11 protein-coding genes are annotated in these 19,724 nt (G+C 39.6%); 2 read left to right on the top strand and 9 right to left on the bottom strand.

Annotation, left to right across the window (positions count from 1 at the left end; translation table 11 throughout):
• Nucleotides 1-50: 50 nt before the first annotated feature.
• The 5 genes from xylE to ACYIAR_RS15470 all read right to left on the bottom strand — a co-directional run bounded on the left by xylE (nt 51) and on the right by ACYIAR_RS15470 (nt 6,657).
• Nucleotides 51-1,412, bottom strand: a complete 1,362-nt coding sequence (gene xylE, locus ACYIAR_RS15490) for a D-xylose transporter XylE (RefSeq protein WP_480330942.1) — start codon at nt 1,410-1,412, stop codon at nt 51-53.
• A gap of 168 nt (nt 1,413-1,580) precedes the next feature.
• The gene (xylA, locus tag ACYIAR_RS15485) at nt 1,581-2,909 is read right to left on the bottom strand and encodes a xylose isomerase (protein ID WP_480330941.1); all 1,329 of its coding nucleotides are present in this window, start codon (nt 2,907-2,909) and stop codon (nt 1,581-1,583) included.
• A gap of 19 nt (nt 2,910-2,928) precedes the next feature.
• Nucleotides 2,929-4,413 carry a xylulokinase gene (locus ACYIAR_RS15480; RefSeq protein WP_480330939.1) on the bottom strand — a complete coding sequence of 495 codons (1,485 nt, stop codon included), beginning with the start codon at nt 4,411-4,413 and terminating at the stop codon, nt 2,929-2,931.
• Between the two features lie 23 nt (nt 4,414-4,436).
• Nucleotides 4,437-5,180 (bottom strand): NUDIX hydrolase, encoded by a 744-nt coding sequence (locus ACYIAR_RS15475; RefSeq protein ID WP_480330937.1) that lies wholly within the window; start codon nt 5,178-5,180, stop codon nt 4,437-4,439.
• 193 nt (nt 5,181-5,373) lie between these two features.
• Complete coding sequence (locus tag ACYIAR_RS15470; RefSeq protein ID WP_480330935.1) at nt 5,374-6,657, bottom strand: hemolysin family protein; 1,284 nt, start codon at nt 6,655-6,657, stop codon at nt 5,374-5,376.
• Nucleotides 6,658-7,135: 478 nt separating this feature from the next.
• On the opposite strand from ACYIAR_RS15470, the gene ACYIAR_RS15465 reads away from it, so the two are divergent.
• Both ACYIAR_RS15465 and ACYIAR_RS15460 read left to right on the top strand, forming a co-directional pair.
• Complete coding sequence (locus ACYIAR_RS15465) at nt 7,136-9,325, top strand: glutamine synthetase III family protein (protein ID WP_480330933.1); 2,190 nt, start codon at nt 7,136-7,138, stop codon at nt 9,323-9,325.
• Between the two features lie 572 nt (nt 9,326-9,897).
• Entirely contained in the window at nt 9,898-10,380 is a 483-nt protein-coding gene (locus tag ACYIAR_RS15460) for a hypothetical protein (RefSeq protein ID WP_480330931.1), read from the top strand.
• Between the two features lie 65 nt (nt 10,381-10,445).
• On the opposite strand, the gene asnB is transcribed toward ACYIAR_RS15460, so the two are convergent.
• The 4 genes from asnB to guaD form a co-directional block, all read right to left on the bottom strand.
• Nucleotides 10,446-12,110, bottom strand: a complete 1,665-nt coding sequence (gene asnB / locus ACYIAR_RS15455) for an asparagine synthase B (RefSeq protein ID WP_480330929.1) — start codon at nt 12,108-12,110, stop codon at nt 10,446-10,448.
• Nucleotides 12,111-12,183: 73 nt separating this feature from the next.
• Nucleotides 12,184-13,530, bottom strand: a complete 1,347-nt coding sequence (locus ACYIAR_RS15450) for a glutamate synthase subunit beta (RefSeq protein ID WP_480330927.1) — start codon at nt 13,528-13,530, stop codon at nt 12,184-12,186.
• Nucleotides 13,531-13,614: 84 nt separating this feature from the next.
• Nucleotides 13,615-18,138, bottom strand: coding sequence for a glutamate synthase large subunit (gene gltB, locus ACYIAR_RS15445; RefSeq protein WP_480330925.1), 4,524 nt, complete (start codon nt 18,136-18,138; stop codon nt 13,615-13,617).
• Between the two features lie 256 nt (nt 18,139-18,394).
• Nucleotides 18,395-19,723, bottom strand: a complete 1,329-nt coding sequence (gene guaD / locus ACYIAR_RS15440) for a guanine deaminase (RefSeq protein ID WP_480330923.1) — start codon at nt 19,721-19,723, stop codon at nt 18,395-18,397.
• Between the last annotated feature and the right edge of the window lies 1 nt (nt 19,724).

The following is a 19,724-nucleotide window of genomic DNA, read 5'->3' as shown; positions in this document are numbered from 1 at the left end:
TTCTCAAGTCCTAAATATCTTCTCAACTTGTTTCCTTGTCGACTAAAATATTACTCTTTCTTTTTCCAAAGAGCATTCATTTCCTCAAGAGAAAGACCTTTGGTCTCAGGCACCATTTTCCATACAAACAAAGCAGCCAAAACGCATATTACACCGTAAAGGCTGTATGCGAATCCCGGACTGAATTCATATAATGCCGGGAATGTAGAAGATACCAGATAATTGAATATCCACTGGAATGCAACGGCAATCGCAACTGCTTTTCCGCGTATTGTATTTGGGAAAATCTCAGCAATAAGCACCCAACATATCGGTCCCCAGGACATCATGAAGAATGCTGCATAAACTATAATTGAAAGAACTGGAATAATTCCGCCAATTGACATCTCATCACACAAAGCAACACTGAAAGCTCCGGCAGCCATTCCTATTGAGCCTACAACAAGCAAAGGCTTGCGTCCTACTTTTTCCACTGTAAATATAGCTACCAAAGTGAAAAGAATATTTACAACACCCATTATTACGGTCTGCATCATGCTGTCGCCTGCACCGATTTTCTCGAATATACGAGGAGCGTAATAAAGCACTGCATTAATACCTATTGCCTGCTGGAAAACAGACAACAAAACACCAACAACGATAACAGTTACTCCATAAGTAAACAGTTTCTCTGTCTTTTCCTTAGATACAGACTGAATATCCGACAATATCGTATGAGCTTTTTCTACTCCGTTAACTCGCTTCAATACGTCCAAAGCTTCTTCCGAACGGTTTGTCATAACAAGATAGCGCGGTGTACGAGGAATAAAGAACAGCAAAATACCGAATAATGCAGCAGGAATAGCCTCAGAACCGAACATATATCTCCAACCATCCGATACGAGTACTTCTTCAGTCATTCCGTCCTTAATCATATAATTGACAAAATAAACCACAAGCATACCGAAGATAATGGCGAACTGGTTACATGAAACTAATTTTCCACGAATTTCAGATGGTGCAATCTCGGCAATATACATTGGACAAATGGCAGATGCCAAACCTACGCCCACACCACCAATAATACGATAGAAATTGAACATAAGAATAAGGGCAAACGAAGTATCGCCTTTCTCAAAAAACAGAAATTCCGGATAATATGAACCCAGCGCAGAAATAAAGAACAAGAATGCAGCCACACGCAAGGAATCTCTACGTCCCATTCCTGAAGCAAAATATCCGGAAACCGCACTACCAATCACACATCCAATCAAGGCGCTTGAAGCTGTAACACCATGCCAGAATGCATCCAATCCCAAATGCTTCTGCAAAGCCTGTTCAGCTCCGGAAATAACTGCCGTATCATATCCGAAAAGCAATCCTCCCAATGTGGCAACCAAGGTAATGCATAAGATATAAAGGTTATTTTTCATGATAATAGTTTTAAATTCATATAAAAATAAAAAATACAGAGCCACAGAGAACGTAGAGATAAAACTACTCCTTGTTTTCTATGTCTCTGCATTTTTGTTCAATGGCGCAATTCTTACGCCGGCAATATAATATAAATCATATTCCGGTTATTATTTTCCGGAAGAAGATTAAATATACTGGTTGATAATCATTTCATACAATTCCTGCTTGCCGCTGATCTGCTTAGGTTCACCGTCACGCATTGCAATTGTACGCAAATCTTCCAAAGTAAGCTTGCCTTCTTCGAAAGCTTTACCTTCGCCAGAATTGAAGCTTGCATAACGTTCTTCACGCATTTTCTTATAGTCAGAATTTTCAAGGATATCTGCAGCAATCATCAATGCACGTGCAAATACATCCATGCCGCTGATATGAGCGATAAAGATATCTTCCAAATCTGTTGAATTACGACGAGTCTTAGCGTCGAAGTTTGTACCGCCAGTTGTCAAACCACCGCCCTGAAGCATAACAAGCCAAGCCTGAGTAAGTTCATACAAATCAATAGGGAACTGGTCTGTATCCCAACCATTCTGATAGTCACCACGGTTAGCATCGATACTGCACAACATTCCTGCATCAGCAGCAGCCTGCAATTCGTGTTCGAATGTGTGACCAGCAAGAGTTGCGTGGTTAACTTCGATATTCAAAGCGAAATCTTTGTCAAGACCATAGTGACGCAAGAATCCGATAACAGTTTCTGCATCTACATCATACTGGTGCTTAGTTGGTTCCATTGGTTTAGGTTCGATAAGGAATGTTCCCTTGAAACCATTCTTACGTCCGTAATCGCGAGCCATAGTAAGCATCATTGCAAGATGTTCTTTTTCGCGCTTCATATCAGTATTCAACAAGCTCATATAACCTTCACGGCCGCCCCAGAATACATAGTTTTCACCGCCCAAAACGATACAAGCATCGATAGCGTTCTTAATCTGAGTTCCTGCATAAGCAACTGCTGGGAAATAAGGATTTGTTGCAGCACCATTCATATAGCGCTTGTGACCGAATACATTTGCAGTTGACCACAACAGTTTCACACCTGTAGCGTCCTGATGTTCTTTTGCATGACCAACCATAGTCTGCAAACGCTGTTCGAATTCTGCAAAGCTATCACCTTCGTCAACCATGTCAACATCATGGAAACAATAATAAGGAATGCTACATTTTGTCATGAATTCGAAAGCTGCATCCATTTTATATTTTGCTCTTGAAATTGCATCAGCACCAGCGTTCCAAGGGAAAGTCTTTGTTCCGCCACCAAACTGGTCTGCACCTTCAGCACACAATGTATGCCAGTATGCCATTGAGAAACGTAAATGTTCCTTCAATGTCTTGCCCATCACAACTTTGTTTTCATCATAAAAATGAAAAGCCATCGGATTTTTTGACTCACGTCCTTCAAACTGGATTTTTCCTATTCCTGGGAAAAATTCTTTTTCGCCTTTAAAGTAATTCATAATACTAAATTTTTAACAATTATATCATTTTTTCCAATCTTTCCTTCCAAGTTTCATAAGCTCCGCAATAGTCGTTAGCCTTGAAACCATCAGGTTCTACTATATCTATTTTCTTTAGAGATGAGAATGCTTCTTCAGGTGACTTATATATTCCTGCACCAATTCCGGCTCCTTTAGCAGCACCAACTGCGCCATTTGTATCATACAACTCAATAACAGCACCAGTCACACCGGCAAGAGCCTCACAAAATATCGGGCTAAGGAACATATTTGCATGTCCTGCACGAATCACGCTTATATCAATACCCATATTACTCATAATATCCATTCCATATTTGAATGAAAATACTATACCTTCCTGAGCAGCTCTAGCCAAATGAGCTTTTGTATGAATATTGAAATTCAGTCCGTAAATAGAACAGTCAACTTGCTTATTCTGCAGCATTCTCTCTGCTCCGTTTCCAAAAGGAAGTATAGACAAACCTTCAGAACCGATAGGCACTTGTGCTGCCAACTTGTTCAAATCATCATAGCTGAAACCTTCCGGTGCCACTGTTTTCTTCATCCATGAATTCAGAATGCCAACACCATTGATGCACAATAGAACACCCAAACGAGTCTGTTCCGCAGTATGATTCACATGAGCAAATGTATTCACCCTTGAAAGCATATCATAATTCACTTGATCATTAACACCATAAACAACGCCTGATGTTCCAGCAGTAGCGGCAATCTCACCCGGATTAAGCACATTCAATGACAAAGCATTGTTAGGCTGGTCTCCTGCCCTATATGTAACCGGAGTGCCTTTCTTAAGTCCTAACTCAGCAGCTATAGATGGCAACAACTCGCCCTGCAGGCCGAATGTTGGTCTGATATCAGCTATCAGTTCTTTGCCAAATCCAAAATAAGACAACAAATCTTCAGAAATTCTATTTTCCTTGAAATCCCAGAAAATACCTTCAGACAGACCGGAAATAGTCGTTACAATATCTCCTGTCATACGCATAGCGATATAGTCGCCCGGAAGCATTATCTTATGTATAGACTTATAAACTGCAGGTTCATTTTCCTTTATCCACGCCAATTTCGCAGCAGTGAAGTTACCTGGAGAATTTAGCAGATGTGAAAGACATTTTTCGTCGCCAATGCTAGCAAAAGCTTGCTCTCCATACTGCACAGCACGGCTGTCACACCATATTATTGAAGGGCGAAGCACTTTCTTTGCCTCATCTACAACTACCAATCCATGCATCTGATAAGAAATTCCGATAGCCTTGATATCTTCACCGGAAATTCCGGCTTTACTGATAGCTCCGCAAATCGCCTGCTTCATATATGTCCACCAGTCTTCCGGGTTTTGCTCAGCCCAACCGGGGCGAACAGCCTTTATTGGAGCTTCTTCCTTTGGAAAGAAGTCGGAACCTACAGTCAGCCCCGTTTCCACTTCCACGATTGAAGCCTTCACTGAAGAACTTCCTAAATCACATCCTAATAAAAACATCGCTTATATATTAAATTTGTTATTTATTTCTTGTTATTGAATCTCGAGCGCAACTTATTGTACTTCACTTTGTCGAAACGATAATATCTTGCAGCCCGGTGTGCAACCTTACGCTCACACTCATCCGTAAGGACTATATATTCCAAAGCATTCAACTTCTTATGGAAATTCCTCACATCGAAACTTCTGTCATAAATAAGCTCATAAGCCCTTCTTAGTTGATAAGCAGTAAATTTCGACGGCAAATAGGAATAAAGAATCGATGGCTCCATATCTATGAGGTGCCTTATCTCCTCAATTGCAGACTCGATAATAGCCTTATGGTCAAACGGGAGTTCCGGCAAATTCTGAACTGAGAACCACATGACAGAATCATTGTTTGGAAGAACAACAGAACGATGGCCCGTTTTGCACAAAGCAAGATAAGCAATCGTTACTATTCGAGAGATCTTCATCTTTGATGCTCTTTCCAACCATAGCACATCAGCTTCATTACATGTACGCAACGGAGAACCGAAAGCCTTGAATTGTTTCATTGAGACTCTTTTAAGGCCAGTTGTTTCATTCAAGACTCTGTATGCTGCCTCGTCCAAGTCTTCATCATCATATATAAGGCTGCCCGGTAATTTATAGCCAACTCTATCTTCTTTTATATCTTTTCGTTCAACCAATAGAACTGACAGTTGGTCGTCAACAATACTTAGAAGCACACAGTCAACAGATACATGCGGATTGTAAGTATTGGTTTTTTCACCCCGTGTTTTCATGATTTTCCCTTTACTTTTTGCAAATATAAAAATTATTATTTGAGATAACCTACTATTTTGCTGAGTTTTTTATATTGTATTTGCTACAAATAGGTATACTATATATATTGTAAAGGAAACAATATCTTTTTCACAAGCAAAAAAATCAGGATACAGCAAAAATTCTGAATCCTGACATAAAAAAAGAGCAGGATTATAAGTCCTGCTCTTCTTCTATCTTAGTCACCAAAACCTTGTCGATTCTGGCTCCATCCATGTCTACAATCTCAAACTTGAAATCCATCCAGCTTAGGGTCTCACCTGTCTTCGGAACATGTTCCAGAATTTCCAAGATAAGTCCGCTCAAAGTATTATAATCATATTCCGTATATAAATCTTCCTTATCGAAATATTCCAGAAAATCATAGAAAGAATACTGCCCGTCAACCAGATAAGTTCCATCCGGACGCTCAACGATATCCAGTTCCTCACCTTGCTCCGGAACCTGACCAATCAAACCTTCCATAATATCCTTCAATGTAACTATACCCTGAACACTTCCAAATTCATCTGTTACAATTGCCGAATGCACCCTCGTCTGTTTTATCTGCTCCAACACATTGTATACACTCTGATTTTCCGGAACGTATTGTGCAGGGCGTATAACATGTTGCAAAGAGAATCCTGGAGTGTCAAGTTTTCCAAACAAGTCTTTAAGATGAACTACACCTAGCAAATCGTCAAGCTTTCCTGACGAAACAGGATATACATTATATAGATTAGCTTCTACTAACTTCTTAATATTCTCAAGCGAGTCATTCAAATCCAACCACACCATATCACTTCTGTGCGTCATAATTGAGCCCACTTTTCTATCTCCAAGGTTAAACACACGCTCCACGATGTCTTGTTCCACTTCCTGAACTTCGCCACCATCCAAACCTTCCTTAACGATAGCCTTGATTTCCTCTTCTGTAACTTTGTTGTCTTCATCTGTATTAATACCTGTCATTTTAACCGACAACTCAGTACTTTTTGAAAGAAGCCAAACAAAAGGAGATGCCAATAAAGATAAAAGATACATCGGACGAGCAATAATCATAGAAACTCTTTCTGCACATCCCAATCCTATTCGCTTAGGAACCAACTCTCCAAAAATCAGTGTAAGATATGTTACAATAACAACAATTACAGTCTGAGCTATAGTATAAGAATAAGGCTGAATTGCAGGTATTTGATTCAAGACTACTGCCAAATCTCCGGCAAGAGCCTCACCGGAATACAAACCTGTCAAAATACCAATCAATGTGATACCAATCTGAATTGTAGATAAAAATTGGTCAGGGTCATCCGCTAATGCCAGCGCTGTTTTCGCTGACTTATTGCCTTTCTTGGCTTCCGTTTCCAAACGGGATTTTCTTGCCGAGACTAATGCCATCTCCGACATTGAAAGTAGGCCATTCAATAATATAAGACCTACGATTATAAATATTTCCATTAAGTATATAGATATTGTTTATAGCTGCGAAGATAATAATTGTATATTAACCAACAAAAAAGATTCAAATTATTTAATAGCACTCTTTATTCTTTAATTAATACAAAAGTATTTTTGCTTATATAATCCATAAATTCATTAATAGAAATTATATTATTCAAGTCCCAATAAAATGAATTTTACAGTTTTTATTATTCTCACACATAAATAAAGTGAACAAGACTATCAGTACTTACACAATATAACATCACCACCAATATTTAACAACAATTTATCACATAAAACCAAGATAACCTTACAAAACGCAACAACAACAAAATAAATCAAACAATATGATAAAACAACAGGATAAACAAAAACATAATTATATAATTTTGCTCACAAGAAAAACATATAGTCATAATAAAACTATTTTTACCTACATTATGACACAAACAGTAGATATTTCAAAACTTTATACAATTTAATATTCAGTATTATGTCAAGATTAAGATTCAGAGTTGTAGAAAGAGCTTTCCAGACAAAGCCCGCAGAAGTAAAGATTCCTTCGGAACGCCCAAGTGAATATTTTGGCAAATATGTATTCAACAGAGAGAAAATGTTTAAATATCTCTCCAGTGATGTTTACAAAAAACTAACCGACGCAATCGACAACGGTGCTAGCCTAGACAGAAGTATCGCCAATGCTGTTGCTGACGGAATGAAGAAATGGGCAATTGAAATGGGTGCAACACATTACACCCACTGGTTCCAACCTTTGACTGAAGGAACTGCCGAGAAACACGATGCTTTTGTAGAGCACGACGGAAAAGGTGGAATGATGGAAGAATTCTCAGGAAAACTTCTTGTTCAGCAGGAACCAGATGCTTCATCTTTCCCTAACGGTGGCATCAGAAACACATTCGAGGCTCGCGGATACAGTGCATGGGATCCGTCATCACCTGTTTTCATAGTTGATGATACATTATGTATTCCTACTGTATTTATTGCCTACACAGGTGAATCTCTAGACTATAAAGCTCCTCTATTGAAAGCCTTGCGTGCAGTTGATAAAGCAGCTGTTGATGTATGCCACTATTTCAATCCTGAAGTAAAAAAAGTTGTTGCTTACCTTGGATGGGAACAGGAATATTTCCTTATAGATGAAGGTTTGTATGCAGCAAGACCAGACCTTCTGCTAACAGGCAGAACTCTTATGGGACACGAAGCTTCAAAGAACCAGCAGCTTGAGGACCATTATTTCGGAGCCATTCCAACTAGAGTCGCAGCCTTCATGAAAGATCTTGAAATCCAGGCTCTCGAACTTGGAATTCCTTTGAAGACAAGACACAATGAAGTTGCTCCTAACCAGTTTGAGCTTGCTCCTATTTATGAGGAATGTAACTTAGCAGTAGACCATAATATGCTTATAATGTCTTTAATGAGAAAGGTAGCACGTGCACATAGTTTCCGTGTTCTATTACACGAAAAGCCATTCAAGGGCGTAAATGGTTCTGGTAAGCACAACAACTGGTCACTTGGTACTAACACAGGTGTGTTACTTATGGCTCCAGGAAAAACTCAAGAAGAGAACCTAAGATTCATCACATTCATAGTCAATACTCTGATGGCAGTGTACCGCCATAATGGTTTGCTTAAAGCTTCCATTATGAGTGCAACAAATGCTCATCGTCTAGGCGCTAACGAAGCTCCTCCAGCAATAATTTCGTCTTTCCTAGGCACACAGTTAAGTCATATTCTTGACGAAATGGAGAAGAACGACAACGAAGACTTTGTTTCTATCAGCGGCAAACAGGGTATGAAACTCGATATTCCTCAGATTCCAGAATTGCTTATCGACAATACTGACCGTAACAGAACATCACCTTTTGCCTTCACTGGAAACAGATTCGAGTTCAGGGCTGTAGGTTCTGAAGCAAACTGTGCCAGCGCTATGATTGCTCTCAACACAGCAGTTGCAGAACAGCTTATAGAATTCAAGAAAGAGGTTGATTCTCTGATTGAAAATGGTGAATCTAAAGTTTCAGCTATCATCAGAGTCATCCGAAAATATATCACAATATGCAAGCCTATCCGTTTCGATGGTAACGGATACAGCGAAGAATGGAAAGCTGAAGCAGCTGCACGTGGACTTGACTGCCAAACTAGCTGCCCGGTAATCTTCGATCAGTATCTTACTCCGGAAAGCGTTGCTATGTTCGAAACTGCAGGAGTAATGACTAAGAAAGAGCTAGAAGCCAGAAATGAAGTGAAATGGGAAACATATACAAAGAAAATTCAGATTGAAGCTCGTGTTCTTGGTGATTTGGTTATGAATCATATCGTTCCAATAGCGACTGAATACCAGACTAAACTGATTGATAATGTATATAAACTAAAAGGCTTGTTCCCTGCTGAAGAAGCAGATAAACTTTCTGCCGAGAATCTTGCCATAATCAAGAAAATTGCAGAACATACTTCTTATATAAAAGAGCACGTTGATACTATGGTAGAAGCTCGTAAATCAGCAAACCGCATTTCAGACGAACGTGAAAAGGCTATAGCTTACCACGACAATATTGCTCCAATGCTTGAACAAATCAGATATCATATTGATAAATTAGAGTTAATTGTTGACGACCAAATGTGGACTCTACCAAAATACAGAGAACTTTTGTTCATTAGATAATAATAGAATACAGAATTTGCCTTCTTTCTGTTTTTTCAATTTAAAAGGTTATACAGAGCGTGCCCTGTATAACCTTTATTATTTACTATTTTCAAACGAACATGGCAGACAATAATGCAAAAACTGAATCTTGCGAATTTTGTTCCGGAACAAAACGAAATTACTCTCGAAAGAAAATCAAATTACTTCCTAAAGAAATTCGGATTACATTCGGAAAGAATTGCTCTTTGTTTCCGGATATTTTTACAACAATGCTCCACATTCCTTAATTATCACCATAATCATTCATATCAGAAATATTCATAAAATATATACGGTTCCACGCAGAGTTAATTACTGTCCTATTTTTCTGTAGAACTAGATATGGTTATTGATATAACAACAATATACATAAAACTATTTTTAATTATATAATACGAAACCTGCAAGAAGGTAAACAGAGATAAAGAAATCAAATAAAAAATCGCATTTACATTTTTCAAAACAAAATGACACTCTTTTTTGTTATAAACTTAAACAAAAGTTATAAAAAACATTCTTGGAAAGAATTTCATTAAAAAAAACAGAAGTGTATGAGAAAGTTTATTTTATCATTAATTGTTGCGGTGGCTGCAATATTCACAAGTCAGGCGCAAGATGGGCTCTATGCTGGTGGTAGCTTTACATTGGCAGATGACAATGGTTTTTCATTTAAACTAGCTCCGGAAATCGGATATCACATCAGTGATTTATGGGCAATTGGTGGTGAATTGGGATATTCACATAGAGACGAATTCGACCGTTTTTATATTGCTCCATATGCAAGATGCAAATTGTATAATATTCAAAAGCTCACATTGTTTGTTGACGGAACAGTAGGATTATCAACTGGTGACGACGACACCGGATTCCAGATTGGACTTGTACCTGGAGCATTGATTAATGTTTGTGACCATATATCTTTAGTAACAAAAGTCGGTTTCCTTGGTTATAGAGATTCTTATTTGGGCAGCAATCTGAAAGGAATATCTTTCAGCTCAGAGAATATAAGTCTTGGTTTCTATGTTGAATTCTAAAGACTGATGATGAAAAAACAAAAAAATAGGAAGGCACAATGTGTCTTCCTATTTTTTATTGGTTGTTAATAAGCATCTTCGTGAACTCCTGCAACAGCTCTTCCGCTTGGGTCATTCATATTTTGGAAAGCTTTATCCCAAGCTAGAGCTTCAGCAGTTGAACATGCAACACTCGGTACACTTGGCACGCTGGCTGCAGCACTATCGCTAGGGAAATATTCCGCAAATATAGAACGATAGAAATATTCTTCCTTGTTCATTGGAGTGTTAATTGGGAAACGCTCTGCGGCGTGAGCCATTTGCTCATCACTAACTGCCTGTGATGTATATTCCTTAAGAGTGTCAATCCAGCTATATCCAACACCGTCACTGAACTGCTCTTTCTGTCTCCAGGCAACGCTTTCAGGAAGCATATCTGCAAAGGCTTCACGAACCACTTTTTTCTCGATAGTTTTGCCGGGACACATTTTATCTGCCGGGTTGATTCGCATTGCCACATCAAGAAATTCTTTATCCAAGAAAGGAACTCGACCTTCGACACCCCAAGCACAAAGAGCCTTGTTTGCTCTCAAACAGTCGTAAAGATAAAGTTTGGAAAGTTTTCGTATTGTTTCTTCGTGGAATGCTTTGGCATCCGGAGCTTTGTGGAAATATAGATAACCACCGAACACTTCGTCTGCACCTTCACCACTAAGAACCATTTTTATACCCATACTTTTTATTACTCTTGCCAACAGATACATTGGAGTAGAAGCTCGTACAGTTGTAACATCATAAGTTTCGATATAATATATCACGTCACGCAAGGCATCCAAACCTTCCTGAATTGTATAATGGATCTCATGATGAACTGTTCCAATATGTTCTGCCACTTCTTTTGCCTTAGCCAAATCCGGTGCACCTTCCAATCCGACTGCAAATGAATGTAGCTGTGGCCACCAAGCCTCATTCTTACCATCAGTTTCAATACGACGTGAAGCATATTTGCGTGCAATTGCTGATATAACTGAGCTGTCCAAACCTCCGGAAAGAAGAACTCCGTATGGTACGTCACTCATAAGCTGACGGCGAACAGCTGTTTCAAGAGATTCACGAAGCAGAGGTATAGATGTTTCGTTATCTTTTACAGCGTCGTAAGATGACCAATCGCGAGTGTACCAGCATGTCATTTTTCCTTCTTTACCTGAATAATAATGACCAGGAAGGAATGGTTCGTAACGATCACAGAAACCTTCTAAGGCTTTAAGTTCGCTAGCGCAATAAACTTTTCCGTCATTGTCGAAACCAATATACAAAGGTATCACACCAATTGGGTCACGGGCAATAAGAAAATCATCGTTTTCTTCATCGTAAAGAGCAAAAGCAAATATACCACTCAAATCTTCAAGGAAAGATATTCCCTTGTCACGATAAAGAGCAAGGATTACTTCGCAATCACTGCCTGTACGGAACTCATATTTGTCTTTATATTTTTCTCTGATTTCACGGTGGTTATATATTTCGCCATTAACGGCAAGAATCAATTTTCCATCGGGCGAGAATAAAGGCTGACCGCCACTTTGAGGATCGACGATAGACAATCGTTCGTGTGCTAGGATTGCTGTTTTTCCACAATAAATACCACTCCAGTCCGGACCGCGATGACGTAGTTTGCGAGACATTGTCAGTACTTTAGTTCTGAGTTCCGGACTTTGTTCCTGAATACGGAACACTGCTGTAATTCCACACATGATAATAAGGTTTTAAGGATTCGCAAGAAAGGTATGGAGTTTATAACAACATTATCTTTCTTGCGAAATAATATTAATGACTAAAGTTTAAATATTTATCTATCTCTGCTGCAACCTTTCGTCCACCTGCAATACATTTTACTACAAGGCTGGCTCCGGTTGCTGCATCACCTGCAACAAAGGCATTAGGAGGAAGCTGTGGCAGATTATTCTTGAGGAATCCCATTGCCAAAAGAACCATATCTGCTTTGAGAATTTCTTTTCTTCCTGTTAGATTCATCACAGGACGGGAACCGTCAGCAGGTGTGCTCCATTCCACTTCTTCAACTTCAACACCTTTTACCTCACCATTTTCACCAATAAAATGGTTAGAAGTTAAAGACCAACGGCGTATACATCCTTCCTCGTGGCTACTGCTTGTACGCAAAATAGCTGGCCATTGCGGCCACGGAGTTGAAGGATTATAATCAACTGGAGGCTTTGGCATAATTTCTATTTGAGTTACAGAAAGAGCGCCTTGGCGATTGCAAGTACCTATACAGTCACTACCTGTGTCGCCACCTCCTATCACTACGACATGTTTTCCTTTAGCTGAAATAAGCTCATCAGGTGAGAAAACTCTACCTGCAAGTATTCTATTCTGCTGTGCAAGCAAGTCCATAGCGAAATGTATTCCTTTGAGTTCTCTGCCCGGAATCTGCAAATCACGAGCCTCAGGTGTACCGGTACAAATGCAATATGCATCAAATCCGTCAGGCAAAGCAGTAAGGTCTATTTCTTCATTTGTTCGGAAAGTTATTCCTTCCTGCTCCATTATATGGATACGACGGTCGATTACGGTTTTCTGTAGTTTGAAGTTAGGAATACCAAATCTTAGAAGTCCGCCTATATATTCTGATTTTTCAAAAACTACGACATCATAGCCCATACGATTTAGTTGATTAGATGCTGCCAATCCAGCAGGTCCTGAACCGATTACGGCAACACGCTTGCCATTGCGGCTATATTCCTGTGGGACAACATAGCCCTCGCGGAAAGCTGCTTCTATTACAGCACACTCGTCTTCACGAATTGTAACAGCTTCGTTCATACTCAGCTTGAGGACACAACTTTTCTCACATAATGCCGGGCATATTCTGCCGGTGAATTCAGGGAAATCATTCGTTTTGGACAAAATTCTATATGCTTTCTCCCATTTGCCGTCAGACATTGCTTTCTGGAATTCCGGAGGTCTGTTTCCAAGCGGACAAGCCCAATGACAGAACGGAACACCGCAGTCCATGCAGCGGGATGCCTGAAGACGTCGGTCTCCGGTGTTAAGTGTTTGTTCTACTTCTCCGAAATCAGCTATTCGTTCGTGAACAGGTCTGTAACCTGCTTCCTGACGGCGAATTGTTATGAAGTTTTTAGGATTAATCATTTTCTTTGTTTTTGAGTTTGTTGGTTTATTGTTATTTAATACCTAAGGATTTCATTTCTTGTCAACTTACTAAATTGTCGACTATCAATAATCCCTCTGAACCTCCGATATTTTCTGCTGCAATTTTCGCATCTGCTCTTCAGCCAGAACTTTCTTATATTCTATCGGTGTTACTTGTATAAACTCGTCGATATATTTATTCCAGTTATCAAGCATTGTACGAGCCAAAGATGAGCCAGTGTAGAGGTAATGCTGACGTATCAATTCATGCAGTTCCTTGCGTGCAGAAGCATCTTCGAGCAAAGAAAGTTCAACCATTTCCATATTACAGAAATAATCGAAGTTATGGTTCTTATCCCATACATAAGCAATACCACCACTCATTCCGGCAGCGAAATTGCGACCTGTTTCACCAAGGACAACCACACGTCCACCGGTCATATATTCGCAACAATGATCTCCAACACCTTCTACTACGGCTATTGCTCCAGAATTTCTTACGGCAAAACGTTCTCCAACTCTACCGCTGATATATACTTCACCACTTGTAGCACCATAAAGCAGAGTGTTTCCCGCAATTGTATTTTCTGAAGCTTCGAATGTCGAACGTAAAGGAGGTTGAACACTGATATGTCCGCCACTCAAACCTTTTCCAAGATAGTCGTTAGCCTCGCCTTCAAGTTTAAAGCTGATTCCAGGAGCAAGAAAGGCACCAAAACTCTGACCTGCCGAACCTTTAAATTTCACAGATATAGTCTGATGAGGCAATCCTGCTTCGCCAAAACGCGAAACGACATGTCCGGAGAGCATTGCACCAACAGAACGGTCTGTATTTGAAATATTATATTCAAGAGATATTTCCCTTGCATTGCCAACAGATTCAAAGGAAGCCTCTATAATAGAATTGTCAATATTTCTCTCCAAAGTATATAATGGACGAGGTATATAATGTATAGCTGAACCATTGTCCACTTTATGGAAAATACGACTGAAATCCAACAATGCACCTTTACCGACCATTTTTTCTGTATCAACTTCTATCAAATCTGTATGACCGATTATATCATCCAGTTTCTTAAAGCCCATCTCGGCAAGATATTCTCTTACTTCCTCTGCCAGGAAACGGAAATAGTTCACTACATATTTGTAATGTCCACGGAAATGCTCACGAAGCACAGGATCTTGAGTGGCAACACCAACTGGACATGTATTAGCATGGCATTTGCGCATCATAACACAACCCAAAACTATCAATACAGCTGTTCCAAAGCCAAACTCATCTGCTCCCAACAAAGCCATGCTAATAATATCATGTCCAGTTTTTAGTTGTCCATCAGTTTGCAATCTCACCTTTCCACGAAGAGAATTGAGAACGAGTGTCTGCTGAGTTTCGCTCAATCCTACTTCTGGAGGAATACCAGCATATCTCATTGAAGAAGCAGGAGAAGCGCCTGTTCCACCTTCTGCTCCAGAGATTACTATCAAATCTGCCTTAGCCTTAACAACTCCGGCTGCGATAGTTCCGATTCCACTTTCAGCAACCAACTTGACACTGATTCGGGCATCCGGATTCACATTTCTAAGGTCGAATATCAATTGTGCCAAATCCTCAATAGAATAGATATCATGATGAGGTGGAGGTGATATAAGTGAAATTCCAGGTATTGAGTGACGGGTACGAGCAATAATCTCATCAACCTTGAATCCAGGAAGCTGTCCACCTTCGCCCGGTTTCGCACCCTGTGCCACCTTTATCTGTATTTCTTCTGCATTGACAAGATATTCAGTTGTGACACCGAAACGGCCTGAAGCAACTTGCTTAGTCTTGCTGCATAATGAAATTCCATCATAAGTTCCCTTGAAACGAGCAGAGTCTTCCCCACCCTCGCCAGTGTTGCTGCGTCCGCCAAGCTCATTCATAGCCAAAGCCATAGCCTCGTGCGCTTCTTTGCTGATTGAGCCGAATGACATAGCACCTGTTACAAAACGACGAACGATACTTTCCACAGGTTCAACCTCTGAAATATCAATAGGATTCTTCTTGAATCTGAAGAAATCACGAAGGAAAACAGGAGCAGGCTTATTATCTGCCGCAGCTGTGAATTCCTTGAATTTTTTGTAGCTGCCAAGGCGTGTTGCCAACTGAAGGGCACTTATAGTGTCCGGATTCCAGGCATGTTGCTCACCGTCTTTTCTGAAAGAGAATTGTCCGATATGAGGCAGCAATTCATCTGTTCCCTGTTCTGATACGAAACCTGAATTATGGAATGCTATATAATCCGCAGCAATTTCATCGAGACGAGCACCGCCTATTGTTGAAATTCCTGTACCGAAATATTTAGCCAACAAGTCACCATTCAACCCTATCGGTTCGAAAATTTTAGCTCCACGATAAGAACGGATAGTGCTTATACCCATTTTACTCATAACTTTATACAAGCCCTTGCAAACAGCCTTTATATAATTCTTCTCTGCAGTTTCATAATTCATCTGAACTTCGCCTTTGCGAACCAGGCTGTCAAGTATAGCAAACACCATATATGGATTGATGGCACTTGCACCATATCCAAGGAGAAGTGCTGCGTGCATAACTTCGCGTATCTCGCCACTTTCCACAATCAAAGCTGTTTGTACTCGCTTTTGCACACTAATCAAATGATGATGCACAGCACTGACTGCTAGCAATGAAGGAATAGGAGCATGAGTGGAATCAACACCTCTATCAGAAAGGACAATATAATTTACACCGTCACTAACTGATTTCTCAGCCTGAAGACAAAGCTGATGCAAAGCTTCTTCCAATCCTTGTTTTCCTTTAGATACCTCAAAAAGTATTGGGAGTTTTACAGTGTTGAAACCTTTATACCTGATATTACACAACAAATCCAACTGATTGTTGCTGAGGACAGGATGAGGAAGTCTCACCATCTTACAATGTGACTCGTCCGGAATAAGTATGTTGTTTCCAACAGCTCCAATATATTCAGTAAGCGACATAACAAGCTCTTCTCTTATCGGGTCAATTGGAGGATTAGTAACTTGAGCAAATTGCTGTCTGAAATAATTGAACAAAAGCTGAGGCTTCTCGGAAAGAACAGCCAACGGAGTGTCATTTCCCATTGAAGCTGTAGGTTCAGCTCCGTTTGTACACATAGGAGCTATAGTACGCTCAATATCTTCACGAGTAAAACCAAATGTACGAAGTTTACGCTCATAATCTGCAACAGTATTTTCAACTTTTCTACCACTACGAAGAGTATCCAACTCTATACGGTTTGCAGAAAGCCACTGACGATAAGGTTTCTCGGAAGCTAAAGCCTGCTTTATATCTTTATCATAATATATTTTCCCTTCTTGAGTATCAACCAAAAAGATTTTTCCCGGCTGAAGTTTTCCTTTTGACTTGATTTGCTCCGGAGCAATATCTAGAACTCCTGCCTCACTAGAAACCATAAGAGTATCATTCTTGGTTATAAGATATCTTGCAGGACGCAACCCGTTTCTATCTAACATTCCTCCGGCATAACGGCCATCACTGAAAATAAGTGCTGCTGGTCCGTCCCACGGTTCCATCAATATTGAATGATATTCATAGAAAGCCTTCAAATCCTCACTGATAGGATTTTTATCATTGAATGATTCCGGAACAAGCATTGCCATGGCATGCGGCAGGCTAAGACCGGACATCACGAAGAATTCTAAAACATTATCCAGAGATGCACTGTCACTCATATTCGGCTGAACAATAGGCGCAATATCTTTCACAGCACCAAGGAACGGAGTTGAAAGGACACTTTCACGAGCATCCATCCATGCACGGTTTCCACGGATAGTATTAATTTCGCCATTGTGAGCTAAGAAACGGAAAGGCTGCGCAAGGCTCCATGTTGGGAAAGTATTTGTGCTGAAACGAGAATGTACAATAGCAAGACCACTGGTAAAATACGGCTGATTAAGGTCTATAAAATATTCTCGTAGTTGTTCCGAAGAAAGCATTCCTTTATATATAATATTCTTTCCGGACAAGGATGCAATGTAGAAATCCGGATGTGATACTTTTTTCTCAATTCTTTTTCTGAGAATATAAAGAGAACGTTCAAGATTCTCTGGAAGCGGATTTGCTGTAATGAAAATCTGCATGATATCCGGCTCAGTTGCCAATGCTCCACTTCCTAGAACAGAAGAATCAACTGGGACAGGTCGCCACGCAAGCACAGACATTCCAGAATCTTTGACCTCAGATTCTATAATATCAATTATACCTTTCTGCTCATTCTTGTCTTTTGGGAGAAAAACAAGGCCTGTACCATAAGTCCCTTTTTCTGGAACAGGAATTCCCTGAAGCAGGATAAACTCATGAGGAATCTGAACCAGAATTCCGGCTCCGTCTCCTGTTTTGTCATCAGCACCTTCAGCTCCACGATGTTTCATATTTTCAAGGACAGTCAAGGCTGAATCAACAAGTTCATGCGACTTGTTTCCATTTATATTCACTATCATGCCTATTCCACATGCGTCGTGTTCAAATTCTTTCCTATACAATCCTGTATCTTGGCCTACAATGTATTTGACTTTAGATATGTCTTTATTTACATAATTCCTATTCATACCTAGTTTTGCTTTCATTTGGTCTAATAAATATTGTTTTACCTTTACTATTGATTGCAAAACTATAAATTTACTTTCACAAGTAAAATAAGATCTAAATATTTAATATTAGAAAAACAAAATCAAGATAAATCAAATTACAATATGATACTATTTACATGGTTTTAACTTATTATTTGTCTGTAATAATATAATATTTATGTCATTTAGAAACACAATGCAATATATTTAAAACAAAAATAGGCAGAAAATATATTTATTCTCTGCCTATATCATTATCTCTATCGTGTAATTTCTTCCCAGAGACATATGTTGCACGCACAGCTCTATCATCCGCCAATGTTTGTAATCCAAACAGCTTATGCTGAAGTGTCCATTCTCCCTTCGATAGCAAACGTTCACAACGGAGTTTTTGAGGGACCGTTGAACAATAATCTACCACAATGAAATCGGCATATCTGCCTTTACCGAAAGAACCTGTTTCTGTGTCAATGTGTAAAGCCTTTGCACTGCCTAAAGTACTCTTGTAATATGATTCAAAAGGATTAAGTGAATATCCTTGCAATTGCTGCATCTTATATGAAGCATCCATTGTGCGGAAAATAGAAAAAGATGTTCCGCCACCAACATCTGTTGCCATTGTCGTCTTAAGTCCATTATCATTAGCTTTCTTCATTGAGAACAAGCCGCTTCCAAGGAAAAAATTCGAAGTGGGACAATGTGACACAACTGCACCACTTTCTCGCAGCGCTTTATATTCACGTTCTGTCAGATGTATGCAATGTCCAAACACACTACGATCTGTCAACAATCCGAATCGTTCATAAACACTAAGATAATCCGGCGCATCGGGGAACAGACTTTTAACCACTTCCACTTCATTCAGATTTTCTGACAAATGCGTCTGCATATAAGTTTCAGTATATGTATTATGAATTTCCCCGGCAAGTTTTAACGCATCAGGAGTTGAAGTAATTGCAAATCTCGGAGTCACCACATACCGGCAACGAGATTTTCCATGCCATTTCTCTATGAGTTCAATTGTGTCTCTAACAGCACTGTCTGTAGTATCCATAAGATAATCCGGTGCTTCTCTATCCATCCATGTCTTTCCGGTGAAGACAGGCATGCCCAATTTCACCGCTTCAGAAAAAAGTGCGTCTGCTGATACTTTATGTACTGAAGAATATGCCATACATGCCGTTGTTCCATTTCTCAACAATTCCTTAAGGAAATTCTCTGCGACTTTGGATGCATATTCCGGATAGAAGAACATTGACTCAGCTGGGAAAGTGTAGTTATTAAGCCAATCCAGCAATTGCTTACCATACATTCCTATTATTTCAGACTGAACATAATGAACATGAGTGTCAATAAATCCAGGCATTATCAACGAGCCCGAATAATCTGTAATATTTGCATCTGGATAGATTGAACGAATCTCAGAAAAATCACCTGCATCCAATATTTTCCCCTCATGACCTACAACCAGTCCGCCATCTGTTATATGGCAATATGATTTATCACCATCAATCAATGGATCTGATACAAACCAAAACAGTTCACCCCGATATATAATATTCATT

This window comes from Parabacteroides sp. KHUB-01, assembly GCF_056640935.1.
Note: the sequence above shows the minus strand (reverse complement) of the source record. Positions and strands in the feature narration are given on the sequence as shown.